The organism is Sorangium sp. So ce381 (assembly GCF_051473845.1).
GTDB classification, from domain to species: Bacteria; Myxococcota_A; Polyangia; order Polyangiales; family Polyangiaceae; genus Sorangium; species Sorangium atrum.
Window position 1 is genome coordinate 5,558,103 of record NZ_CP150336.1, and the last position, 24,197, is coordinate 5,582,299.

Below are 24,197 nucleotides of genomic sequence, written 5' to 3' on the forward strand. Positions count from 1 at the left end.
GTAGGTCCCGAGCACACCATGGAAGAACGTCTGCAGAAGATCATCGCGCGCGCCGGCGTCGCCTCGCGCCGCGCATCCGAGGAGCTCATCCTCGCCGGGCGGGTGCGCGTGAACGGGCGCGTCGTGACCGAGCTCGGCATGAAGGCCGACCGGCAGAAGGACCGCATCGAGGTGGACGGCAAGCGCCTCGTCTCCGAGGCGCCGGTCTATGTCGCGCTGCACAAGCCACGGAACGTCGTCTCGACATTGCGCGATCCCGAGGGGCGGCCGACGGTCGCCGACCACGTGCGCGGCACGGGGGCGCGGCTCTACCCCGTGGGTCGGCTCGATTTCGCGACGAGCGGTATCCTCCTCATGACGAACGACGGCGACTTCGCCAACGGGCTGCTCCATCCGCGCGGCGGCGTGCCGAAGACGTACGTGCTGAAGGTGCAGGGCGTCATGAGCGACGACGACCTCACGCCGTGGCGCGAGGGGATCCGCCTCGAGGACGGCGTCACGCTGCCGGCCGAGGCGCGGCTGCTCCGCCACGAGGGCGACAAGACGTGGCTCGAGGTGACCCTCCGCGAGGGCCGCAACCAGCAGATCCGGCGCATGGGCGAGGCGACCGGCTGGCCCGTGATGCGCCTGGCCCGCACGACGTTCGCCGGCGTGAGCTCCGAAGGCCTCCGGCCGGGAGAGTGGCGCGCCTTGACGGTGGATGAGCTCCTCCACATCCGCGAGGCGTTCGGCGTGCCCAAGCGGATCCGAGGCGCGGTGATGGGCGCGTCGTCAGGTCCGGTCGACTACCGCCGCAAGGCCAGCTCGGCCCGGTCGGACGCGAAGGCGTCACCTCGGCCTGCGCCGGAGGCCGCCGGTGCAGCCGCCCGCAGCCGAGGACCGGCGCAGCCCAGGGTTCGCTCAAGAGCGAACGCCGACGTCCCGAGCGCACCTGGGCAGAGCGCGACCGGGCGGATGGCTCGCTCCAGGACCGACGCCGCCCCGGGCACGCCCGCCCGGAACCCGGCTGGGCGTACGGCTCGCTCCAGGACCGACGCCGCCCCGGGCACGCCCGCCCGGAACCCGGCTGGGCGTACGGCTCGCTCCAGGACAGACGTCGCCGCGCCGGCCGCGCCCGGACCGGGCGCCGCTAGATCTGCGCGAAGCGCCCGCTCCGAAACGAAGCCTCGAGCAGCTGAGACACGCGCGCCTCGAGCTCGCGGGCGCGAGCGTCGTTGATGCCGGCGAGCGCCTGTTTGATCTCGCCGAGCGCCTTCAGCTGACTGAACAGCTGGACGTCACCCAGCGAGGCGCCGCCCGTGAGGATCTGCCGGATCCGATCGATCTCCGCGGCGAGCGCCTCCACGCCGACGCCGAGCGCGCCGACGCGGCGGCGATCCGGGTGCTCACGAAAGAAGGCCTCGAGCACCGGCTGCACGATGCCCTCGAGGATCGCCGCCTGATCCTGGTTGTTCCAGATGTGCTTGAGCACGAAGAAGTCGCTCGCGTCGGTCGTCTGGCGGCCATCGAGGTACGCGCTCGCCGCGAAGAGCTTGAGCATCTTCACGACACGGCGATCCGAGAGCGATATCCCTTCGGCGCGGATCTGGAACACCAGCCCCTTGTAGGCCGATAGGAATGCATCTCCGAAGTTCATCCGCGCGCCGAACCCTCGGCCGAGCTCGGCGAGCTCGCGCGCCGCGACGAGCGGGCGGAGCGGCTCGCCGGCCATGTGCCGGATCTCCTGCTGGATGCCGCGCTGGAGCAGCTCGCTGAAGTGGTAGGCGTCGAGGTTGTCGGACTGCACCCGCAGGAGGAAGCGGTCGAAGATCGCGGTCAGCGTCTCGTCGCCGGGCACCTCGTTCGAGGCCGCGAAGACGCTGATGAGCGGGCAGCGGAGCACCTGGCCGCCGCTCGCGAACTTGCGCTCGTTCAGCAGCGTGAGCAGCGCGTTCAGGATGGCGCTGTTCGACTTGAAGACCTCGTCGAGGAACACGATCTCCGCCTCGGGGAGCATCCCCGAGGTGTTCCGGCGGTAGACCCCCTCGCGAAAAGCACCGATATCGACCGGGCCGAAGATCTCGTTCGGCTCGGTGAAACGCGTGAGCAGGTACTCGAAGTACCGGGCCTGCATCAGCTCGGCGAGCGTGCGGATGAGCGCGCTCTTCGCGGTCCCCGGCGGGCCGAGGAGCACGCAGTGCTCGCCCGCGACGACCGCGATCATGAGCAGGCGGATGATCTCGTCCTTGCCTAGGAACTGCCGCTCGAGGCTATGGGCAAGCAGGCGCAGGCGCTCGTGGAGCGGAGCGGACATGAGGCGAATCCTCGTATCACAGGCCCGCCGCCTGGCGTACCGATCGCCGCATCGCCCCGTGCGTTCCCAGGACGCCGCCGCGCCGAGCGGTTGAGCGAAATGTTGAACAAAACACAGAGGCCGGTGGGTCACACCGGCCTCGCAGGGTCTGCTCGCTGTCGCAGAGCCTATATCGTGGAGCGGGAGACGGGATTTGAACCCGCGACGTCAACCTTGGCAAGGTTGCACTCTACCACTGAGTTACTCCCGCAGATGTCAATCACTTAATTCAGGAAACCACATCTCAAGGCGTTTGTCAGAAAAATCCTGATTCGCGCCAGGTCATCACCGGAGGTTCGCTCCGTCGATGCGTGGCGGATGAGTACCAATCGGCGTGGTGAGAGTCAAGCTCTCAACAACAAAACCTCAAAACTTCCGTCGCCGGCAGGTTGCACGGCCGCTCTGGTCGAGTATTGTGTGGCCATTGCGAGCGAGGGGGCTCGCCAAGCAGCACCGCGCACGGTGCCGCTCACAAAAGCCTTCGCGTTCGCGACAGCGGCACCGTGTGGGGGGCTCTTACATCATAAGGGTGCCCGCCACTCGGCGCGCTCTTGGTTGGCCTGGGTCGACCAGGCAGGTCCTTTGGACTTGGGGGGAGCATGAACGAACAGACTGCTTTGCGAGTGGACGTTGCGGAGACAACGGCGCCGGTCCTTCAGAAAGAGTACCGGTCCGGAGTCCACGCCAAGCGACAGGATGACGACGGCGGGTGGGGGCTCGTCCTGATCGGGCTCGACGCTCCGCCGCGGATCGTGAGCCTCATGGACGGCGCCGTGATCGGCAGCGCCGCGCGCGACGGCCGCATCGAGGGCCAGGGGATCGCGCCGGAGCACGCGAAGATCAGCGTCCGCTCCGACGGTTGCTACATCGAGGACATGGACACCCACGACGGCACGTGGGTAAACGGCGTCCGCGCCCGGCGCATCGGCGTGATGCACGGCGACGTGGTGCGCCTCGGGCATCAGCTCGCCGTCTTCGTCGAGCGGCACCTCGCGCTGTACGACGGCGCGCCGTCGCGGCTGGGGCCGCTGGTGTTCGGCTCGAAGCAGCGCAAGGACTGGATCGATCCGGTGATGAAGCTCGTTCAGTCGGGCTCCAGCGTCTGCATCGAGGGCGCGCCCGGGGTCGGGAAGCGGACGCTGGCTCGCCTCGCGGCCGCGGTGCGCGAGGGCCTGGGTGAGACGCTGGTCGTCGACGGCAGCGCCGAGACGAAGCCGGCCATCCCGCCTGGCGCGCGACCGATGACATGGCTCGTCCTCGATGCCGATCGCCTGCCGCGCCCGCAGCAGCTGGAGATCGCGCACTCGGTCGGCCGCTCGAACGGCGTCAGCATCATCGCGACGACCGGACAGCCGCTCGACCGGGCCGCCGGCGACGGGCGCGTGGCGCCGTGGTTCGCTTCGCTCTTCTCCGGCAAGCGGATCACGATCCCGACGCTCGAGATGCGGCGCGAGGACGTTCCGCTCATCGTGCGCGACATCGCGGAGCGCAACGCGATCGGACTCGATCGCTTCACCCCGCAGCTCCTGGAGGCGCTCGTCCGCGCCGGCTGGCCGGGCGGCGTGCCGCAGCTCGAGTCCGCCATCGTGACCGCAGCCCAGGCTTCGCCGGACGGTCCGCTCTCCGTCACGCCGATCGCGGGATCGCTCGCGCGCGGCCCGCGCGTCAAGCCGAACCTCCCGCCTGCGACGGATCCGTCGCTCGCGCGCGCCCGCCTCGAGGACGCCCTCGCCCGGGCCAACGGCTCCGTCGCGTCGGCTGCGCGTGCCCTGGGCATGTCGCGGCAGGCGATCTACCGCGAGGCCGACCGGCTCGGCCTCGACATCGCGCGCCGCAGGGTCCCGCGCGGCTGAGCTGGCGCCCGTCACACGGCGCGTGAGCCTCGCGTGGCGCCATCGCCGAGGGGGCTCTCGGCGGGCTTCGTGACGAAACGCCAGCGTGCGCCGGGCGGACGCCCAGGCGCGGATCTTCAACCGAAAAATCCGAGAGACGTATGGCTGACGATCGATCCCTCCTCGGGGTCGACGCACTGCTCGTAGTGCAGCATCTCGCCGCGCGATGACGGCGGGAGCGCGCGGAGCAACGTGTAGATGGGGCCGAGGCCGCAGACGCGGCGGCTGGCGAGGTCCCCAGCGACGTCGACGAAGAAGCCCGGCGCATCGATCGACGTCGCGCGCTCGATCGATGCGAGGTCGCGGTCGCGCAGCGCCGTCCGCTGGCGCTCGTCGAGGGGCGCAGGATCACCGAAGCGCGGGCCGACGTGGGCGAGGTCCGCTCCTGCGATGACGAGGACGCGACCGGGACGCTTCGCCAGGGCGTCGCCGAGCGCCCTCAGGAACGACTCGGCCCCATCGTCTTGCGCGGGGTCGCGACGCCGCGCCTGACACTCCGAGAGGCCGCAGAGGATGGGCACGATCGACGCCGCGCGGCCGCCGAGGAGGTGCCGCACGAACACGGCCTGAAACTCGATCGAGTGCTCGTTCTTGTGGAGGTACTGGTCCTCGCGCACGTCGAAGCGGCTCGCCGCCGCGAGCTCCGCGATCATCTCTCGATCTGGCTCGAGAGGACCGAGCGGCGTCGCGAACGTCTTCTCGCAGACGGCGTACGGACGGCGCATCGCGGCGTGCGACGTCCCGAGCAGAACGAACGTATCGACCTTCTCGAGCCCTGGGCCCGCCAGCGCCTGCTCCAGCGCTGCGTAGGCGTGCCCGTAGCCCGTCGCGGCGCGCCAGAGATCCATGTGCGGCGCGCAGAGCCCGACCATGCGCGTCGGCGCGCCTCGCGAGGCGACCGTGCGCGTCGCTCCGCCCTGCGGTCGCGCGACCTGGAGGCACTTTCGCTCGATGAAGTCGGCGAGCTTCCGCCGATCGCCGTGGTACGCGCCGCCCGCGTGCGCGGCCATCCTGATCGGCGCCGCGTCGAACGATTGCACGACGCTCCGCCGGCGCGCGTGGAATCGCGGGCTGTCGAGCATCCACGCGCGTTCCAGCTCGTCGGCCAGCTGCGACACATGGGCGGCGTCCACGGGCTGGCCCGTCGACCGGGCGGCGTCACGCGCGATCTCGTCGATCGATCGCCTCCCGTCGAAGCGCGCGAGCACGGCAGCGCTCGCGGCAGGAACGACGACAGGAGCCGGCGCGATGCCCTCGGTGTCGCGCAGCATCAACGCGCGGCCATGGCGCTCATCCTGGATGACGACGATCTCTAGAGCTCGAAGCTTCGGGCGCAGCACCGGCATCCACCGCGAGAATAGCGCGTGCGCGCTCGCCGCCCAGCGCGCGGCATCGCGGCATCGCGGCAGGGGGAAGGGAACAGCGCCGACGCCCCCGCGATCACAGCGGCAGCTTGCTCCAGAACGGACGGCGCTGGTGCCCCGCGTCAGAGCGCGCGTCACGATCGCGGATTGCCGCTTCGCAGCGGCGCCGCGTGGAACTAGGGTCGCCCCTTGGAGCTCCGCCCCCCTCCCCTTGCGCCGCAGCCGCTTCGGGCTGGCAGTACGTCCGATCACCACGAGAGCGCCTCCGAACGAATGCGTCGAACCACGCCCCTCGATCCACCCGTCCGTGAAGCCGATCTGCTCACCGAGCTCGCGGCCGTGTACCGCGAGGCAGAAGAGGTCTTCAGTGGCTGGACGTGCGAGGCCTCGACCGAGTGCTGTCGGTTCGGCATCACGGGCCGCGAGCCGTACGTGACGTCCGTCGAGCTCGCTGCCGTCCGGCGCGCGATCGCGGCTCGCGGGGGCCGCCGAGCGCTCGAGGGGATCGTGCGAGCAGACGGGGCGGGACCGCCCGAGCCGGGGGTATCCGCCGGCGGCCCGAGCCGGCGACGCGCGCTGCCGCAGGCATCGGAGCGGCGGTGCCCGATGCTCACCGACGCCGGCCGCTGCGCGATCTACGCGGCGAGGCCCCTCGGGTGCCGCACGTTCTTCTGTGATCGCGCCTCCGCTGGATCCCCGGTCCGCCACAACGACGTGACCCGGCTCGTCCGCAAGGTGCAGGAGATCGCCGCACGACACGAGCCGAGTGGCGACCTCGGCCGTCCGCTCACCCGCGCCCTGGCGGAGGCTGGACCGAGCGCCGCGGGCGCGCCGCCCAGGACGAGCAGCGCGGCGCGCGCTCGCCGCGGCCGCTAAGGTCCGCCGCTCAGGTCCGCTCGACGGCCATCACGCCGGGGATCCGCTGCAGGCGCCGGATCACGCTCTTCAGCTGCGCGAGGTCGGAGCAGAGGAACGTGAACGTGTTCATCGCCCGGCCGTCGTCGCCCGCCCGACAGGTCGCCTCGCTGATGTTGATGCCCTGCTCGTGGAACGTATGGCCGACCGTCGCGAGGATGCCCGGCCGGTTCGCCGTCATCACCTTGATCTGCACGGGGCGGTTGATCTTCGCGCGCGCGTCCCAGGAGATCTCCACGCGGCGCTCCGGGTCCGTGTCGAACGCCTTGGCGCAGTTGCGGCGGTGGACGGTGATGCCGCGGCCGCGCGTGATGAAGCCGACGATCTCGTCGCCTGGGAGCGGGTTACAGCACTTCGTGTAGCGGACGAGGACGTCATCGATGCCGTTCAGCCGGATGCCGTGGCTGTCGCGCCCGGTGACCTTGCGGACGAGCGACTCGATGCGCCCCTCCTTGATCGACTCGGGCGGCGGGGTCGGCGTGCCCTTCTCGTTCTCCTTGGGCGTGGGCGCGAGGAACTCGCACACCGCGCGGACGCTCACCTTGCCGTAGCCGACCGAGATGAAGAGCTCGTCGGCCGAGGTGACCCCGAAGCGCTCCATGACCTTGCGCAGCTCGCCCTCGTTCTTCGTGAGGCGACTCAGGCTCATGCTCCGCTGGTGCATCTCCTTCTCGAGGAGCTCGCGACCGAGCTTGAGCGACTTCTCCCGCTGCTCCGTGCGCAGGAAGTTTCGGATCTTCGAGCGCGCGCGGCTGGTCGAGACGTAATCGAGCCAGTCCTTCGAAGGGTGCTGGCTCGGGTTGGTCATCACCTCGACCACATCGCCGTTCCGGAGCTTCGATCGGAGCGGGACGATGGCGCCGTTGACCCGCGCCCCGGAGCAGTGCTCGCCGACCTGCGTATGGATCGCGTAGGCAAAGTCGATGGGCGTCGATCCGCGGGGGAAGACGCGCACGTCGCCCTTCGGCGTGAAGACGTACACCTCGTCCTGGAACAGGTCGACCTTGACGCTCTCCAGGAACTCGGCCGGATCCTTGAGCTCCTTCTGGAACTCCATCAGCTGGCGGAGCCAGCCGAACCGCGCGGCGTCCTTCGGGTCGATGCCGCCGGAGTTGTTCTCCTTGTACTTCCAGTGCGCCGCGATGCCCTGCTCCGCGACGCGGTGCATCTCGTGGGTGCGGATCTGGATCTCGATCCGCTCGCGCCCGGGTCCGATGACCGTCGTGTGCAGCGACTGGTACATGTTCGGCTTGGGCAGCGCGACGTAGTCCTTGAAGCGGCCGGGGACCGGGGTCCACTGCGAGTGGATCACGCCGAGCGTCGCGTAGCAGTCCGCCACCGACTCGACGAGGACCCGGAACGCGATGACGTCGTAGACCTGATCGAAATCGCACTGCTGCGCCTGCATCTTGCGCCAGATCGAGTAGAGGTGCTTCGCGCGGCCGGTGACGTCGACCGCGAAGCCCTGCTCCGCGAGCTTGCCCGCGAGCACCTTCGAGACCTCGTGGATGTACTTGTCCCGCTCCTTCGCGGTCGTCTTGACCTTCTGCGAGAGGTCCGACCAAGCCTCGGGCTCGATGTACCTGAACGACAGGTCCTCGAGCTCGCTCTTGAAGCGCGCGATGCCGAGGCGGTTCGCGAGCGGCGCGTAGATCTCCATCGTCTCCCGGGCGATCCGGTCCTGCGCCTCGGGCTTCATGAACTCGAGCGTCCGCATGTTGTCGAGGCGGTCGCACAGCTTCACGAGGAGCACGCGGATATCCCGCGCCATCGCCACCAGCATCTTGCGGAAGTTCTCGGCTTGCCGATCTTCCTTGGAAGCGAAGTTGATCTTCGAGAGCTTCGTCACGCCGTCGACGAGGAACGCCACCTCCTGGCCGAAGCTGTTCTCGATGTCGGTGGTCGTCGCGAGCGTGTCCTCCACGACGTCGTGCAAGAGCCCGGCGCAGACGCTCGCCGTGTCCAGCTTGAGCTCGGTGATGATCGCGGCGACGCTCGCCGGGTGGGAAAAGTAAGGGTCGCCGCTCTTGCGGGTCTGCCCCTTGTGAGCGTCAGAGCTGTAGGCGTAGGCCCGGGCGATGAGATCGACGTCTGCAGCCGGCTGGTAGGTCCGAACGCGATCGACAAGCTCCGTCAACGTCAGCATGAAGAGTTCGGTGGGCGCAATGCGCCCCCTCCCTTTCGCACGCTAACACCGCGATCTAGACCCCGCAATTGTGTCACCATGCGCGGCGCGCGCGCTGCCCGGCGCAGGGCACGCGCGCTCCGCCGCGCGTCCTCGTCGTCCTCGTCGTCCTCGTCGTCCTCGTCGTCCTCGTACGTGTTGCACGCGTCCTCGTCCTCATCTCCGTTCATCTCGATTCATCTCGGAGTTTCCGCTTCGCCCTCCTGCGTCGGGTCGAAGGTTGTCGCGGATTCATGAAAACCATGGAGCCGATCACCGTCTACGTCCACTTCCCCTGGTGCCTCAAGAAGTGTCCCTACTGCGACTTCGTGTCTTTCGCGAAGGCGCGGGACGCGATCGACCACCGCGGCTATGCCGACGCCGTGCTGGCCGAGCTCCGGAAGCGGGAGGATGTGCTGGGCGAGCGCGAGCTCCGGAGCATCTTCTTCGGCGGCGGGACGCCGTCCCTGTGGGAGCCGGACGAGATGGGCAGGGTGCTGTCGGCCATCACCGCGGCCGCCGGCCAGCTCTCGCCGGACCTGGAGGTGACCGCAGAGTGCAACCCGACCTCGCTCGATGAGCAGCGGGCCCGAGCGTTCCGAGCGATCGGAGTGAACCGGCTCAGCATCGGAGTTCAGGGCCTCGACATCGAGCGCCTCCGGTTCCTCGGGCGCCTGCACGACCCAGAGGGCGGTCTCGGCGCGCTCTCGGCGGCGCTCCGGTCCGGGATGCCGCGCGTGAGCGGCGATCTCATCTACGGTGTCGCGGTCGGAACGGCGGAAGCGGCGCGGGAGCAACGCCCCGAGCACGCCGCCGCCGAGGCGCGCGCCGTGGCCTCGACGGGGGTGACCCATATCTCGGCGTACAGCCTGACGGTCGAGCCCGGCACCTCGTTTGGAGAGCTCGCGCGGCGCGGTCGCCTGCCGCTCGCCGGAGACGATGGAGTGGCGGACACGTTCTTCGCCATCGACGAGGCCCTCGAGGCAGAGGGGCTCGCCCACTACGAGGTGTCGAACTACGCGAGGCCGGGCCACGAGGCGCGCCACAACCTCGGTTACTGGCAAGGCATCGACTACGTCGGGCTCGGGTGCGCCGCCTACGGGACGGTGTCGCGGCCGGATCCGCGCTGGGGCCTGCGCTCTGGCGGCGCGGAGGGCCAGGGAGAAGCGTTCGCGGTCCGGTACCGGAACATCGTGAGTCCGGAACGGTACATGGCTGCGATGGCCGAAGGCGACGAGGCGATCGCCGTGGAGAGCGAGGAGCGGCTCGAGCCGGAGACGCGGCTGTCCGAGCGGATCATGCTCGGGCTGCGGCTGCGCGAGGGGCTCGATCTCGAGGCCGCTGCGGCGGCGCTCGGGGTGCCGGCGTGGCCGCCCTCGCGGCGGAGGGCCGCGGAGCGGCTCGAGCGCGCCGGCCGCCTGGAGGTGGCCGGCGGGCGGGTCCGCGTCCCGCGAGCCGCCTGGGTCTTCGCCGACGGCATCGCGGCCGACCTGTTCTGAAGCAGCGCCGCGAGGGCAGCGCCCGGGCTCGCGGTGGACGCCGGGCCGGGACCGCGCTCCGATGATCGTCCCATGAGCCGTTTGCCTACCGTCGAGGACATCCGCGGCGCCGCCGTGCGCATCGCGCCGCACGCCCACGTGACGCCCGTCATGACCAGCCGCACGATCGACGGCATCGCGGGGGCGCGCGTCTTCTTCAAGTGCGAGAACCTGCAGCGGGTCGGCGCCTTCAAGTTCCGCGGCGCGTGCAACGCGGTGCTGTCCCTCTCGGACGAGGAGGCGCGGCGCGGCGTCGCGACCCACTCGTCGGGCAACCACGCCGCCGCGCTCGCGCTCGCGGCACGCATCCGCGGCGTCGCCGCGTACATCGTCATGCCCGAGAACGCGCCGGCCGTGAAGCGCGCCGCCGTGGAGGGCTACGGCGCCCGGGTCGTGGGCTGCGCCCCCACGCTTCGGTCGCGCGAGGAGACGATCGCCCGCGTGATGTCCGAGACGGGCGCGGTCCTCGTCCATCCGTACAACGACGCGCGCGTCATCGCCGGCCAGGGCACGGCCGCGCTGGAGCTCGCGGCCCAGGTGGACGATCTCGACGCCGTGGTCGCGCCCGTGAGCGGCGGCGGGCTGCTCTCCGGGACGGCCATCGCCACCGGCTCGCTGTCGCGCGCGCGCACGATCGGCGCCGAGCCCGAGGCCGCGGACGACGCCGCGCGATCGATGCGCGAAGGGAGGATCATCCCCTCGAACGACCCGGTCACGATCGCCGACGGCCTCCGCAGCTCGCTCGGCGAGCTCACCTTCGCGGTGCTGCGCGAGCGCGGGGTCGAGATCGTCACCGTGAGCGAAGAGGACATCGTCAAGGCGATGCGCGTCGTCTGGGAGCGGATGAAGCTCGTCATCGAGCCGAGCGCGGCCGTCGCGGTGGCGGCGGTCCTGCGGCGCTCGGTTCAGGGAGCACGGATCGGCGTCATCCTGAGCGGAGGCAACGTCGATCTGGCCCGGCTCCCCTTCACCTGAGCGCGATCGAGGGAGCCCCGCGGGATCCCCGGCTGCGCCGCGCCCGCGCGGGGCAACGCGATCCTTTGCCCGAGCGCGATCGGCGTTCGATCCTCTCCGCGAGGGCGCGCTGGCGCTCCCCGCTCCCCCTCAGGTACCGCGCCGGTCTCGGGCGAAGCGCAAGGTGGCGCGCACCGCGCTCGGCCCCGGGCCGGGCGGCGCCGCCGCGACCGACCGCCCTTGCGCGTCGAGGATGCGCGAGCCGCCCTGGCCCTCGAGCGCAGGGCGGGACGGCCCCCAGTTGGCGTTCACGATCGAGATGCGATGGCGCCGGGCGAGCGCGGGCAGGAGGTCGGCGCGCATGTCCCTTTCCCCGGGAGAATCGACCCACGCCGTGGGGAAGAGCAGCAGATCGGCCTCATCGAGCGCGTCGCCCGCGTCTTCGGAGAGGAAGTGAACATCGAAGCAGATCGCGACGGTCAGCTTGATGCCGCGCAGATCGAGGACCGGAGTCCCCAGATCTCCCGGCGCCGCCCAGCGCTCCGGGAACCACGGATGACGCTTGCGGTAATGGCCCACGCGCCGTCCGTCGCCGTCGAAGACGAGCAAGCTGTTGTAGAAGCGGCTCCCGCTCGCCTCGACGAGGGGGCCGGCCAGCGCGAGGCCGTGTCTTCGCGCGAGCTCGGCGAGCCGCGCCGCCGACTCCCCGTCGATCGGCTCCGCGAAGCGCCGCAGATCGCTGTCGCCCCGCGGCGAGACGTAGCCCGTGAGGATGAGCTCGGGCAGCAGCACCAGCTCGGCCCCCGCGAGCGCGGGCGAGCCGAGGAGACCGTCGATCTCGGCGAGCGCGCCCTGCCGGTCGCCGAAGCGCTGCGGCAGCTCGAGCGCGACCACGTCGAGGGAGCGATCGCTCAAGGGCACCACCGGACGCGCCCGCACCGCGAGCAGGCTCCCGCGCCGCCCGGCGGCGATCCGGTCGCGTCGCCCTGGACAGCGCAGCGCAACGCCACGGGGCGCCCCCGGCTCAGCGGTGGTTCCGCGCGACCTGGAGCTGGTGGAGGCTCACCGCCAGGTCGACCTGGCGGCGCAGATCCGAGGCGATCCAGGGCTTCGTGATGATCCGGAAGGCCGCGCTCTCCCGGGAGATCTTCTGGATCTGCTCGACGTCCGTCGGCGCGCAGACCAGCACCGGGACGTAGCTCAGCCCCTGCCGACGCAGCTCGCGCAGCAGCGCGAGCCCGCTGAAATGAGGCATCCGATAGTCGGCGACGACCACGGCGGGCGGCTCCTTCACCGCGGCCGCCAGCGCGCGGCGAGGATCCCCGAAGGTGCGGACCTGGTAGCCGGAGCGGAGCGCCCGATCCATGAGGTCCAGGTTGAGCTCCTCATCGTCGACGGCGTAGAGGAGGGCTCCTTGGCCCCGACCACTCGAAGGTGGCGGCATGCTGCCGGAGTGCGGGGCATTGCCCATCAAGCGCGAGGGTATCAGACCTCTTCCTCCCGCACCACGCGCTCAAGCCGAGGCGATCTGGTTGCCTGCATCACGCCCAGCGAAGGGCAGCCGAGCACGCGACACCGCGGGAAGGCCGGTAGAGGTGGGACTCGCGTCGACCCGACACCCGGCGGGCCCGCCTGCCTCGCGTCGCTTCAGCCCGCCTCGAGGCGCCGCGAGCGATCAACCTGGTCCGGCAGCGGCGTTCACGATCCACTCCGGCAGCGTTCGGCGGTAAGAGATCAGGGGATGCCCGCTCGCGATGGATTGCTCGAGGTCGGCGCGCTGGTGGACGGCCGGTATCAGGTGCTCGGCCACCTCGGGAGCGGCGGCCATAGCGTCGTCTACGATGCGCGCCAGATCGTGACCACCCAGCGCGTGGCGCTCAAGCTGCTGCGGCCCGAGGTGCTGCGGCGCTCGCGCGAGTCGAGCTCCCAGGAAGCGCGCTTCGAGCGGGAGATGCAGGTCATCGCCCAGCTGAGCCACCCGAACATCGTTCGCCTGCTCGACGCCGGGCGCCTGCCCGATGGCGAGCTCTACCTTGCGCTCGAGTACGTCGACGGCGAGACGCTGACCGCGCGCTGCCAGCGCACGAGGGGGGTCGAGCCGACCGAGGCCAAGCGGCTGATGCTGCAGGTGCTCGACGCCATCGGCTTCGCCCACGAGCGCGGCGTCGTGCACCGCGACCTCAAGCCGCACAACATCATGGTCGCCGGGTCGGGCAAGCGGACACACGCCAAGGTGCTGGATTTCGGCATCGCCGCGCTCATCGGCGAGGCCCGGTCCGCCGACTACCGCGCGCTCACCCCCACCGGGGAGTTCAACGGGACCCCGGCCTACATGGCCCCGGAGCAGCTCGTGCAGTCCACCCCGACCACAGCGGCGGACATCTATGCATGGGGGCTCACCTTTCTTGAGTGCCTGATCGGCGCGCCCGTGATGCACGAGGCGACGGTCGCGGAGGTCATCTTCCGCCAGCTGAGCCCCGAGCCGGTGCCGATCCCCCGCGCGCTCCGCGGCCACCCCCTCGGCGCGCTGCTCGAGCAGGCGACCGCCAAGTCGCCGGCGCACCGCTTCCGGTCCGCCCGCGAAGCCTACGAGCTGCTGGACGAGTGCGACGTGTCGGAGATCCCGTGGCCGCTGCCGCCCGATCCCGGCCACGCCGCCTCGCAGAAGGAGCGCGGCGGCGCCCTGGAGCAGCGGGCGATCGTGACGCGACCGGCGCGACACGTCGAGGCCGAGCAGGAGACCCAGCTCGTGCCCTCCGAGCAGATCGAGCCGCCGCCGGGCACGGTGCGCAAATCCCCCGAGCAGCAGCGGCAGGACGAGCGGCTCGGCGCCGCGCCGACGCTCGCGATCCCAGGCCGCAACCTCGCGCCCGCCGCGGCGCCGGCGATGCCGATCCGCAACGCGTCGATCCACCTGGGCGCCTCCGGGAGCCCGCAGACGGCGCCGGCGACGAGCTTCACCTCCCGCCCCAGCGTCGCGCCCGGGACGCGGCCGATGTCCACCAGCGGGCGCGGCGAGCGCCGCCAGCTCACCGTGCTGGTCTGCGGGCTCGCCGGCGCCGAGCGCATCGCGGACACGGTCGACAGCGAGGCGTTCCACGAGCTCGTCCAGATGTATCAGGCGGTGTGCGCCCAGGTGATCGGGGCGCACGAGGGGGTCTTCCTCCGCTCTCCAGGCGAGGAGACGATCGCGTATTTCGGCCACCCCGTCGCGAGGGAGGACGACGCCCTCCGCGCCGTGCAGGCGGCGCTCGATCTGGTCGAGCAGATGTCCCGCCTGAACGCGCGCGAGCTCGTGTCCATGCCGCTGTCCGTGCAGGTCGGCGTGCACACAGGGATCGTCGTCGTGGCGGACAGCGACGCCGCGCCCTCGCTCGCAGGCCCGACCTTGAACGCCGCGACGCAGCTGAAAGCCCACGCGGAGCCGGGCACGGTGCTCGTGAGCCGCGCGACGCTGAAGCTCGTCGAGGGCTATTACCACGTGGACGCGCTCGGCGAGATCAGCCCGAAGGAGGCGCGCCAGCCGATCGATGTCTTCGCGGTGCACGGGCGCACGACCGCGCGGGACCGGCTGGACGCGAGGATGCAGCACGGGCTCACGCCGCTCGTCGGGAGAGACAGCGAGCTCGACGAGATCGCCGCCCGGTGGACGCGGGCCGCGGGGGGCGCGGGGCAGGTCGTGCTGATGACGGGCGAGGCGGGGATCGGCAAGTCGCGGAGCGTGCGCGCGTTCCGCGACCGGCTGGCCGGGACGCCGCACCTGTGGCTCGAGGCGCGCTGCTCGCCGCAGCTCCAGAACAGCGCCTTCTATCCGGTGATCGAGCTGCTCAATGCGCTGCTCGCGGGCGATCGCGAGCGCGCGAGCACGCTGAGCGGCGCCGCGCCGTCGACGGAGCGCGGCGCAGGGATCGAGCCGCGCGAAGACCGGCTCGCGCGGCTGGAGAAGCTGCTCGCCGAGGCGGAGGCGGGGCCGCTCGCCGTCCCGCTGCTCGCCGCGCTGCTGTCGATCCCGACCGAGGGACGCCACCCCGTGCCGGCGCTCACCCCGCAGCGCCAGCGGCAGGAGACCATCTCCTCGCTCCTGCAGCTCTTCCTCGGGCTCGCCGATCGGCAGCCGCTCGTGCTCACGGCCGAGGACCTGCACTGGGCCGACCCGTCGACCCTGGAGCTGCTCGGCCGGCTCATCGACGAGGGGCGGCCGTCTCCGCTGCTGCTGCTCCTGACCGCGCGCCCGACGTTCGCGCCGCCGTGGCCGGTGCGTTCGCACTTCACCCAGATCTACCTCGCCCCGCTCAACGCCGAGCGGATGCGGGCGCTCGTCCAGCAGCTGGCCGGCGCGTACGCGACGAGCGGCGCGCCGGGCATGAAGGCGTCGCTGCCGGACGAGGTGATCCGGACGCTCGCCGAGCGCAGCGACGGCGTCCCGCTGTTCGCCGAGGAGCTCACGCGCATGGTGGTCGAGTCGGCCGCCGCGCAGGCCGCCGCAGGGGAGTCGACCGGCGCGCCGAGCGCCGCGCGCCCGGGGGTGGGCGCGCTCGAGATCCCGACCACCCTCCAGCACTCGCTGATGTCGCGCCTCGATCGCCTGGGCCCTGCCAAGGAGGTCGCGCAGCTCGGCGCGGTGTTCGGCCGATCGTTCGGCTACGAGGCGCTCGAGCAGTGCGCGGCGGGCAGCGCGGGCGCCGAGCCGCTGCTCATGGCGTCGAGCCCCGAGGCGCTGCGCGAGGCGCTCGCGCAGCTCGTCGACGCCGAGCTGCTCTTCCAGCGGGGGCGCCCCCCGCGCTCGACGTACACGTTCAAGCACGCGCTGGTGCAGGACGCCGCCTACCAGTCGCTGCTCCGCAGCACCCGGCAGGTGTACCACGCGCGCATCGCCGCCGTCCTCGCCGAGCGCACCACGGATACGCCGCCCGAGCTGCTCGCGCGGCACTACACCGAGGCCGCGCTGATCGGCCCCGCCGTCGCGGCGTGGCAGCGCGCTGGCGAGGCCTCGCTGTTCTCGTCGGCGCACGCCGAGGCGATCAGCCAGCTCAGCCGCGGGCTCGAGCTCCTCAAGCAGCTGCCGGAGACCAACGAGCGGACGCGCCACGAGATCACGCTGCAGACCACGCTCGGCGTTCCGCTGATGATCACGCGCGGCTACGCCGCCCCGGAGGTCGAGGCGACGTACGCGCGCGCGCACGCGCTCTGCCGCGAGGCGGGCTCCTCGCCGCAGCTCTTCCCCGCGCTCTGGGGGCTCTGGATCTTCTTCCACGTCCGCGGCGACTACGCGCTGGCGGAGCAGCACGGCGAGCAGCTGCTCGCGCTCGCCGAGAGCACGGGCGACGCCGGCATCACGCTGGGCGCCCACCAGGCGCTCGGCGCGACGCGCTTCCTCCGCGGGCACCTCCGCGAGGCCCGCGAGCACTTCAACAAGGTGCTCGCGCTCTACGATCCCGCGCGTCACCTCCCGCTCGCCTTCCTCTTCGGCCAGGACGCCGCGGCGTTCTCCCTGTCCCACCTCGCCTGGATCGCGTTCCACCTCGGCGAGCCGGAGCGCGCCAGGGCCTCGGTCGACGAGGCGATCGCGCTGTGCGAGGAGCTGAACCAGCCCGTGAGCCGCGGCTTCGTCGAGCACTTCGCGGCCGTGCTGTGCTGCCTGCTCGGCGATCTCGCGGGCGCGGAGGCGCACGCGCACGCGCTCAGCAAGCTCTCCGAGGAGGTGGGCATGCCCCACTGGGCGGCGCTCAGCCAGATCGACCTCGGCTGGGCGACGGCGGCGCGCGCTGCCGAAGGCCCGGCCGGCGAGGCGGCGCGCGCGCGCTACGCGGAGGGCGCCGCGCGCATCCGCGGAGGCCTGGCGATGCTGACGGGCGTCGGCAGCCGCGTGTCGCTCACCTACTGGCGGTCAGCGCTCATCGAGGCGGAGCTCGGCGCGGGCAACGTCGACGAGGCCAGCGCGCTGCTCGCCGACACGCGGGCCTTCGTCGAGAAGAGCGACGAGCGCTACTTCGAGCCAGAGCTCTATCGGCTCGAGGGCGAGATCGCCCTCGCGCGCGGCGCGCCGACGGCCGCGGAGGCGCGAGATCGGGCCGAGGCGGCCTTCCGGCGCGGGCGCGAGATCGCGGAGGGTCAGGGCGCGCTCGGCCTTCTGACGCGCCTCTCCGAGCGCCGCGCGGCGCTCCCCTAGAGCGGTCCCCACCCCCTCCGGTACACCCGACGCAGAGCGGCGGTCTCCCGCACAGGAGACGGGTCCAGATCGGCGTTTTCGGCGCGGAAGCGCACTCCTGTGCGCTGAGCACCGAAAACGACGAGATGGGCCCGTATCCGAAGCGGGTGAGCGCCGCTCTAGAGCGCGCCGTGACTGGGCATCGGCACCCGCCAGGCGACGATCTCGGCGTGCTGCTCGCGGCTGAAGGGCCGCTCGAGGAGCCGCGAGCAGGACTGCCGTGAGCGGAACAGCTCGAGGATGTAGCCCATGCGCTCGGGCAGCGACGCCCAGTCCTCTGCGCCGCAGCCGTAGGTCGTCTGGTCGTGCGCGTCGTACTCGCTCAGGAGCTCGAGGAGCTCGCGATCCTCGATGGTCGCGAGCTCGGCGCAGTGGAGCGGCAAGCCGGGCGGCGCGGGCAGGTCGTGGCCGAGATCCAGGAGCTCGTCCGGCAGGCGCATGGTCATCATTTCCTTCGTGGCCAGCAGGCGCCAGAGCGTCTGCACCTTCTCGGCCTGCTCCCGGATGACGGACCTCAGCGCCTCGGGCAGGAGCCGTCCGGGGACGCCGACCGAGTCGCGCACGCAGCGGACGGGCGCGTTGAGCGCCCGCGCGATGTACGGCTGGAGCCGCACCTGCTCGTGCAGCCCGACGAGCGCGTTGGCGAGGAGGATCAGCTCCGCTTTCCGGTCCGTGTCCTCCGTGAGCATCGCCTCGTGGTAGCGCGCCACGGCGCTGCGGAGCAGCCCCTGTCCGCCCTCCCGAGACTCCCCTGTCTGCAGCCCGTCGAGCAGGGCGGCGAGCTGCGCGTCGCCGGGCCGCGGGCACTCTCGATAGACCTGGATCATGCGGACGAACAGGGGTCCGAGCTCCTCGAAGACCTTGAGATTGCCGAGGGCGATGTCCGAGCTCAGCTCGCGCAAGATCCGCTCTGGGATCTCCATCAGATCGAGTCCATGACCCCACCAGGGCGTGAGCAGGTTGACGCCGCTGACGAGCGGAGCGCGCTCGGACTCGCCCCTGCCGCGCCCCGTCGTGATGCCGGCGCGCTGCGAGATCACCTCCCGCTCGTCCTCGTCCGAGAGGATCAGCTCCCGGAGCACCGCCGGCACCTCCTCGTTGCGGATGAAACGCCCGGCCGTCTTCGAGGCCCACGTGGCGAAGGTGCACCAGTGGGCGTTGCGTCCGCCGAGCAGCTTCACGAGCTCCGCGGAGATCTCGTAGTAGCACTGGGTGATGAGCAGGTTGCGCAGCACCGGCTGCCGCTCCAGCCCGATGACCGCAGGCACATGGTCGAGCAGCGAAGGCAGCTCGGACACCTCCGAGAACCGCACGCCGGAGTGCGTCCTCGCGGTGGTCCGCGCCGGGCGCTCCACGACGCCGCTTCGCGTCACCCGGAGCGCCGGCGCCTCCGCGGGCGACGAGAGGGAAGGCCGATAGACACCATCCTGGAAATGGCCGGAGTGCTCGCTCGCCGGTACCGCAGCCATCAGCGGCTTCACAGGGGTCGTCATTCTCCCGTGCTATCTCCGATCACTACCAGCTGTCCATACCTGTCCATAAGTTCATGGTGAAAAAGGCCGGCTGGCACACGGGATGCTGAAATTGTGATTCCGGTCACATGGCGGCATGTTCAGCGGCGTTTAACCACGTTCGGGCATGCTCGGGCATGCTCGGCCGCGTTCGGCCGATTGAACAGGCCCAGCGGCCTCAGGGCTGCGGAGGAGCGGGCGGCGGGGGCGCTGAAGAGGCCGCCGTCGCCACGGCGCTTCCGCCGCGAGGCCAGGTCGTGACGCTCACCCGACGCTCTCGGCCGAAGGTCCGCGCGACGACGGCGCGGACGTCGGCCGGCTCGACCTCCTCGAGCGCGCGGAGCAGCCTCGGCAGGCTGCCTGGGTCGAGCGCAGCGCGCAGCCGCAGGTCCGTGATCGGCCGAGGGGACGCGGGCGGCGGCGCGACCGTGGCGCGCCGCGTGAGCTCTCTCTCGAGATCCAGCTTGAGCAAGGCCTTCGCGAGGGCCAGCTCCTTCCAGGTGGGCCCGGACGCCGCGAGCGACGCGAGCTCGGCGTCGAGGCGCTGCTCCAGCTCGGCGGCGCTCCGCGACGGCGCAGGGGTGAGCTCGATGGCGGCGACGCTCGCCTGCGCGCCGAGCGACAGGCGCCCCGTCACCTCCGACGCGAGCTGCCCCTCCGTCACGAGGGCCTTCGCGAGCCGCGCGACGCGCGGGCCGACGAGGATCTCCATCGCCACCCGGAGCGGCGCCTCGTCCGTGCCTCCCTCCGGCGGCGCGATCCAGCCATAGAGCAGCCGCGGCGCCGGCACCGCGTCGTCGATGACGATCCGCTCCTCGCGCGGATGCGGCCCGATGGGCCGCTCCGGCTCCTCGACGGCGCGCTGGAGCGAGCGCGCGAGCGCCTGCTCGACCGCCGCGCGAGAGACGTCGCCCGAGAGCGAGATCGTCGCCTGGGCCGCGGCGCGCTCGCGCCGGAGCGACTCGGCGAGCAGGAGCTCGCTCGCCGCGCCTGCGTCGCCGCGCGCCCCTATCAAGGTGCCCTCCAGCGGGTGGCCGGCGGGGAACAGCGCGTCCCCGAGCGCCAGCCACGAGGGGCCGTACGGCGCCCGCTCGAGCGCGCGCCGCGAGGCCGCGCTGGCCTGCCGCCTGAGCTCGGCCACGCGCGCGTCGCTCGCCTCGCCGAGCAGCATCCTGAGCCGCGCGGCGACCAGATCGATGCCGACGTCGAGATCCCGCGGAGGCACGGTGATCGCGACGCGCGCCTCGCTGGCAAGCGCGGGCCCCGCCGCGCCGGCGTCGCTCGCGGACCGCACCGGGACGGCGACCGCCGCGCTGATCGAGACGAGCGGCGCCGCGGGGTCTTCGCGCAGGTCGACCGCGATGCCGTTCGGGAGGCGGAAGCGCTGCACCTGCTCCTGGCCTCGCCCCGCGAGGAGCCCGATCTGCTTCTCGATCGCCGCCTCGCGCCCCTTGAGGGCGCGGCGCGCGCTCGGGCCTCCGACGTCGTCGAAGGGCGACGTCGAGGCGAGGCGCCCGCTCCGGACGCCGAGCGGGTCGTCCTCGAAGGCAGGGCGAAAGCCGACGCCGCCGCCGATCATCACGATCGGGAGCCTCGCGTCGAGCGCCTCCGGGTTGCCGAGGAGCGGCATGGGCGCCGGCGCCTGGCCGGGCGGGGTGAAGAGGGGGAGCCGGTTCCGGCCGAGCGACACGGGGCGGGGCGGCAGCGACGCGCCGTCCAGCGCGAGCTCGCCCATCGCGGCGCGCTGCGGCAGCCCGGCGCTCGCCGCGCCGTCGCCCTCGTCCTCGTCGAGCTCCTCGTGGTCGAGGTAGGCGGGAAAGAGGGCCATCGCGCGCGCGACGCGCTCGGCGGGCAGCGAGATCAGGTGGTCGACGCGGCCGGGCGGGACACGGTCGCGCAGGAGCTCGGGGTTGTGCTCGCGCAGCACGGCCGTCGAGATGCCCGCGGCGCGCGCGATCGTGCGGAGCCGCGTCCCCGGCGGCACCGCGACCTCGCCGAGGTCGAGCGGCGGGAGCGGCGCGACGTCGGGCAGATCCAGCCCGAAGCGCCCGCGGTTCGCCGCGACGATCGCGAAGGCCATGATCTGCGGCACGTAGTCCGCGGTCTCCTTGGGGATGGCGCCGGCCTGCGAGAGCTCCGCGAGCCCGATGGGCCCGCGGGCCTCGGGATCGCGCGTCGCCGCGACCTTCGACAGCGCGCGGAGGACGCCCTCGTGACCGAGGTTGTACGCCGCCAGCGCGAGGTCCCAGCGGCCGAAGCGCTCGTACAGGTCGCGCAGGTGCGCGGTCGCGGCGTCCGTGGCCCGCGTGATGCCCATGCGGGCGTCGATCCACTCGGACTGCTCGAGCCCGTAGGCCTCGCCCGTCCTCGGCATGAACTGCCAGAGCCCCGCCGCGCCGGCCGGCGAGACCGCCCGCGGGTCGAAGCCGCTCTCGATCGCCGCGACCCAGAGCAGATCCTCCGGGAGGCCCGCCTCGCGGAGCGAGCGCTCGATGATCTCGCGGTACGCGCCGGCGCGCCGGAAGCGGCGCAGGAAGAGGGCGCGCCCCTCCTCGGACTGCGCGAAGAAGCGGACGAACCGCATCGCGCGGCGCGTGAGGGGCACGTCGAGGTCCGGCATCGCCAGCGTGGCCAGCACCGCGCCCTCGGGGTCCTCGAGATCCTCGTCCGCCGCGGGCTGGAACTCGTGCACGAGGAGCGCCGTGAGGGCGGGCGGCGCGTCGCCAGCGGGCGGAGGGCAGGCGTCGGCCGTCGCCGCGAGGGCGGGCGCGCGGTCGAGCAGGCTGGGATCGCGGAAGGCGCGGTACGCCGCCGAGAAGGACGCGCGCACCGACGGCGCCTGGCCGACGGCCGCGCCCGAGATGCAGAGCAGCGCGCCGAGCCCGGTCCACAGAGCGGCTCGCCGTGCCCAGCTCATCGACGTGGATCTTGCTCCGAAACCGCCCGCCGGCGCTACGGCAAAGCGCGGAGACAACGACGGCGCTGTGGGTAGCTCGACATCGTCGCCCTTCCCGGTCCGTGCCGGCGCGCCCGCGGCGATCCGCGGCTTCCTGCGATCTTCCCGCTCGATATTCTCGGCGATCTGCCCCGGCGCCGCGCCCCGCGCGCGCCCGGGGCCGACGGCCCTCGCTGCGACCAGCACTAGCCGCCCGCGTCCGGGCGAGCTAGCAAGCGTCAGCGATGCGCTCGTCTCAAGCCGGCCCCCCTTCAGAGAAGAGCTCTCGGCTGGGCGAGGTGCTCGACTTCATGAAGCTCCTGTGGGCCGTCGATCACGGCCTGCAGTCGACGTCGAAGCGCATGGAGTCGAAGATGGGCGTGACGGGCCCGCAGCGGCTCGTCATCCGCATCGTCGGCCGCTACCCCGGGATCTCCGCCGGGCAGCTCGCCGAGATCATGCAGCTGCACCCGAGCACCCTCACGGGCGTGCTCAAGCGGCTGCAAGAGCGCGGCATCATCGAGCGCCGGGTCGACCCGAAGGACGGGCGCCGCGCGCTCCTGGGCCTCACCGCGCGCGGGCGCGAGCTCGACAGCCTCCGCACCGGCACGGTGGAGGCGGCCGTGCGACAGGCGCTGAAGTCGGTGCCGCGGCGCAAGCTCGACGCCGCGCAGGACGTGCTCGCGGCCGTCGCCGAGGCGCTGCAACCGCAGCAGGACGACGAGTAGCGGCGCTGGTCGGATCGGCGCGCGCGGCGCGCGATCCAGCGAGGGCAGCGCCGGTCGGAGAATGCCTGCAGGCGCGCACGGCGCTGGAGCCGCCGCGCGCCGAGCGAACGGCGCTTCGCGCCCCGAAGCTCGGCGCGCGGGTGTGATCCGCGCGAAGCGCAGGGCTGGACCGCGACCCGCAGCCCCTCCGGACATCGAACGGAGAAACGGCGGTCGTCCCGCACGGCGATCCGCTCCTCGCCGTCTCCGTGACAGAGGATGTCGCCGCGCCGGACCCGTGAATCGAGGCATTCGGCGCGATCTCCGCGCGGCGCGCGCGGCGTCGAGCGCCTTCCATCACCACGACGGGGGAACAATGAGGCACTGGGTTCTTGGCTCCATCAGCGCGGCGATCCTCGCCGCGGCGTGGGGCTGCGGCTCCGAAGAACGAGTCGGAAAAGCAGAGTCGGGGGGCGGCGAGCACGCAGGGGGAGGCGGCGGGCACGCCGCGGGGGGCGGCGGGACCGGCAGCCAGGCCGCAGCCTGCACGATCACGGCCGCGGGGCTGAAGGTGAGCAGCGGCCGCGGGATCACGCCCTCGATCGCGTGGACCGGGGCGGGCTTCGCCATCGCCTGGCAGGAGCGCGCGGCCGACGAGGGCGACATCCACCTCGCCATGGTCGACGGGGAGGGCAACAAGCTGCGGGAGGAGGTGATCGATGACGGGCCGGGCGTCTCCAGCCACCCGAGCGTTCACCGCGACGGGCAGGGCCTGCTCGTCCTCTGGCAGGATCAGGACGGCGCGGGCAGCGTCGTGCGCGGCCGCCGCGCGACGCTGGAAGGCGTGGCCGAAGGCGCGGCCTTCGATCTGGCCAGGAGCGGAGCGGCCGAGTCCTGGCCCACCGCGGCGGCGAGCCAGGACGGGACGCTCGTCGCGTGGATGGACGCGGGCGGGTCGCAGCTCGGCCACCTCGACAGCGGCGCGCTGAGCAGCTCGGTGCCGCTGGATCAGGCGCAATTTCCGGCCGTCGCCTCGGACGGCGAGAAGACCGCGGTGGTCTGGACCCAGGGCGACGCGCTCGACTTCGCCAGGCCGGGCCAGGAGAGCGCTCCGCTCGATCCGATCGCGCACCAGGGCGTCACCGCGAAGCTGCCGCGCGTCGTGCTCGGCGGGGACGACGCCTTCCTCGTCTGGGAGGACACCCGCAGCGGCACGGAGCAGATCCGCGCGCTCCGGATCTCCGCGCAGGACGAGGTATCGCCCGAGGTCATCGTCTCGCGGGGCGAAGGCAGCGCCAACTGGCCGGCGCTCGCGTGGACAGGGCACGGCCTCGCCGTCGCGTACTACCAGTTCCGCGACGGCCCCCCGGGCGTCTTCGTCACGCTGCTGAGCCGGGATCTCGAGCCCATGGGCGGCGAGATCGAGGCGAGCGGCGGCGCGACCGCCCGGTACCCGGCGCTGGCCTGGACAGGCCAGGAGCTCGGAATCGCCTACACGGAGCAAGACCAGGGCATCCGGCTCTCGCGCGCCAGCTGCCCGTAGCTCGTCGCGCCCGCGCGGCGCGGTCCTCCGCGACGGTTCATCGCATCCCGCGCCGCGCGCACGGCGGCGCGCGGGGACGCGGCCTGGCCGCCCGCGACGGCGCGAGGTCATCGCTCGACGCAGCGCAGCTCGAT

The 24,197-nt window shown here is 72.2% G+C and carries 15 protein-coding genes and 1 tRNA gene; 8 read left to right on the forward strand and 8 right to left on the reverse strand.

Going from position 1 to position 24,197, the window contains the following annotated elements:
- The first annotated feature begins 18 nt into the window (after positions 1–18).
- Complete coding sequence (locus WMF29_RS20930) at positions 19–1,218, forward strand: pseudouridine synthase (RefSeq protein WP_437330524.1); 1,200 nt, start codon at positions 19–21, stop codon at positions 1,216–1,218.
- Here WMF29_RS20930 and WMF29_RS20935 read toward each other — a convergent pair.
- Both WMF29_RS20935 and WMF29_RS20940 read right to left on the reverse strand, forming a co-directional pair.
- Complete coding sequence (locus tag WMF29_RS20935) at positions 1,130–2,293, reverse strand: AAA family ATPase (RefSeq protein ID WP_012236471.1); 1,164 nt, start codon at positions 2,291–2,293, stop codon at positions 1,130–1,132. The two genes, WMF29_RS20930 and WMF29_RS20935, sit on opposite strands and share 89 nt — an antisense overlap.
- A 175-nt stretch (positions 2,294–2,468) precedes the next feature.
- A tRNA-Gly gene (locus tag WMF29_RS20940) sits at positions 2,469–2,543 on the reverse strand.
- Between the two features lie 412 nt (positions 2,544–2,955).
- On the opposite strand from WMF29_RS20940, the gene WMF29_RS20945 reads away from it, so the two are divergent.
- Positions 2,956–4,185 (forward strand): FHA domain-containing protein, encoded by a 1,230-nt coding sequence (locus WMF29_RS20945; RefSeq protein WP_437331147.1) that lies wholly within the window; start codon positions 2,956–2,958, stop codon positions 4,183–4,185.
- Positions 4,186–4,301: 116 nt separating this feature from the next.
- Here the strand turns inward: WMF29_RS20945 and amrB are convergent, their stop codons facing one another.
- On the reverse strand, positions 4,302–5,570 hold the full coding sequence (gene amrB, locus WMF29_RS20950) for an AmmeMemoRadiSam system protein B (protein ID WP_437330525.1): 1,269 nt from the start codon (positions 5,568–5,570) through the stop codon (positions 4,302–4,304).
- A 291-nt stretch (positions 5,571–5,861) separates the two neighbouring features.
- On the opposite strand from amrB, the gene WMF29_RS20955 reads away from it, so the two are divergent.
- On the forward strand, positions 5,862–6,464 hold the full coding sequence (locus tag WMF29_RS20955) for a YkgJ family cysteine cluster protein (protein WP_272099644.1): 603 nt from the start codon (positions 5,862–5,864) through the stop codon (positions 6,462–6,464).
- A gap of 10 nt (positions 6,465–6,474) precedes the next feature.
- Here the strand turns inward: WMF29_RS20955 and WMF29_RS20960 are convergent, their stop codons facing one another.
- On the reverse strand, positions 6,475–8,649 hold the full coding sequence (locus WMF29_RS20960; protein WP_437330526.1) for a RelA/SpoT family protein: 2,175 nt from the start codon (positions 8,647–8,649) through the stop codon (positions 6,475–6,477).
- A 272-nt stretch (positions 8,650–8,921) separates the two neighbouring features.
- Between WMF29_RS20960 and hemW the strand changes: the two genes are divergently transcribed.
- A complete protein-coding gene (hemW, locus tag WMF29_RS20965; RefSeq protein ID WP_437330527.1) occupies positions 8,922–10,166 on the forward strand; it encodes a radical SAM family heme chaperone HemW in 1,245 nt (414 codons plus the stop codon).
- Between the two features lie 72 nt (positions 10,167–10,238).
- Positions 10,239–11,180 (forward strand): pyridoxal-phosphate dependent enzyme, encoded by a 942-nt coding sequence (locus tag WMF29_RS20970; protein WP_437330528.1) that lies wholly within the window; start codon positions 10,239–10,241, stop codon positions 11,178–11,180.
- Positions 11,181–11,309: 129 nt separating this feature from the next.
- Here WMF29_RS20970 and WMF29_RS20975 read toward each other — a convergent pair whose 3' ends face one another.
- A complete protein-coding gene (locus WMF29_RS20975) occupies positions 11,310–12,080 on the reverse strand; it encodes a carbon-nitrogen hydrolase family protein (RefSeq protein ID WP_437331148.1) in 771 nt (256 codons plus the stop codon).
- 103 nt (positions 12,081–12,183) lie between these two features.
- Positions 12,184–12,630, reverse strand: coding sequence for a response regulator (locus WMF29_RS20980; protein ID WP_012236479.1), 447 nt, complete (start codon positions 12,628–12,630; stop codon positions 12,184–12,186).
- A gap of 270 nt (positions 12,631–12,900) precedes the next feature.
- Between WMF29_RS20980 and WMF29_RS20985 the strand changes: the two genes are divergently transcribed.
- Positions 12,901–17,328: a protein kinase domain-containing protein gene (locus tag WMF29_RS20985; protein WP_437330529.1), complete on the forward strand. Its 4,428-nt coding sequence runs from the start codon at positions 12,901–12,903 to the stop codon at positions 17,326–17,328.
- A 158-nt stretch (positions 17,329–17,486) separates the two neighbouring features.
- On the opposite strand, the gene WMF29_RS20990 is transcribed toward WMF29_RS20985, so the two are convergent.
- Positions 17,487–18,860 carry a hypothetical protein gene (locus tag WMF29_RS20990; RefSeq protein WP_437330530.1) on the reverse strand — a complete coding sequence of 458 codons (1,374 nt, stop codon included), beginning with the start codon at positions 18,858–18,860 and terminating at the stop codon, positions 17,487–17,489.
- Positions 18,861–19,056: 196 nt separating this feature from the next.
- On the reverse strand, positions 19,057–21,795 hold the full coding sequence (locus WMF29_RS20995) for a transglycosylase SLT domain-containing protein (protein WP_437330531.1): 2,739 nt from the start codon (positions 21,793–21,795) through the stop codon (positions 19,057–19,059).
- A 263-nt stretch (positions 21,796–22,058) separates the two neighbouring features.
- On the opposite strand from WMF29_RS20995, the gene WMF29_RS21000 reads away from it, so the two are divergent.
- Both WMF29_RS21000 and WMF29_RS21005 read left to right on the forward strand, forming a co-directional pair.
- A complete protein-coding gene (locus tag WMF29_RS21000; protein WP_437330532.1) occupies positions 22,059–22,541 on the forward strand; it encodes a MarR family winged helix-turn-helix transcriptional regulator in 483 nt (160 codons plus the stop codon).
- 355 nt (positions 22,542–22,896) lie between these two features.
- Positions 22,897–24,063, forward strand: coding sequence for a hypothetical protein (locus WMF29_RS21005; RefSeq protein ID WP_437330533.1), 1,167 nt, complete (start codon positions 22,897–22,899; stop codon positions 24,061–24,063).
- The last annotated feature ends 134 nt before the right edge of the window (positions 24,064–24,197 follow it).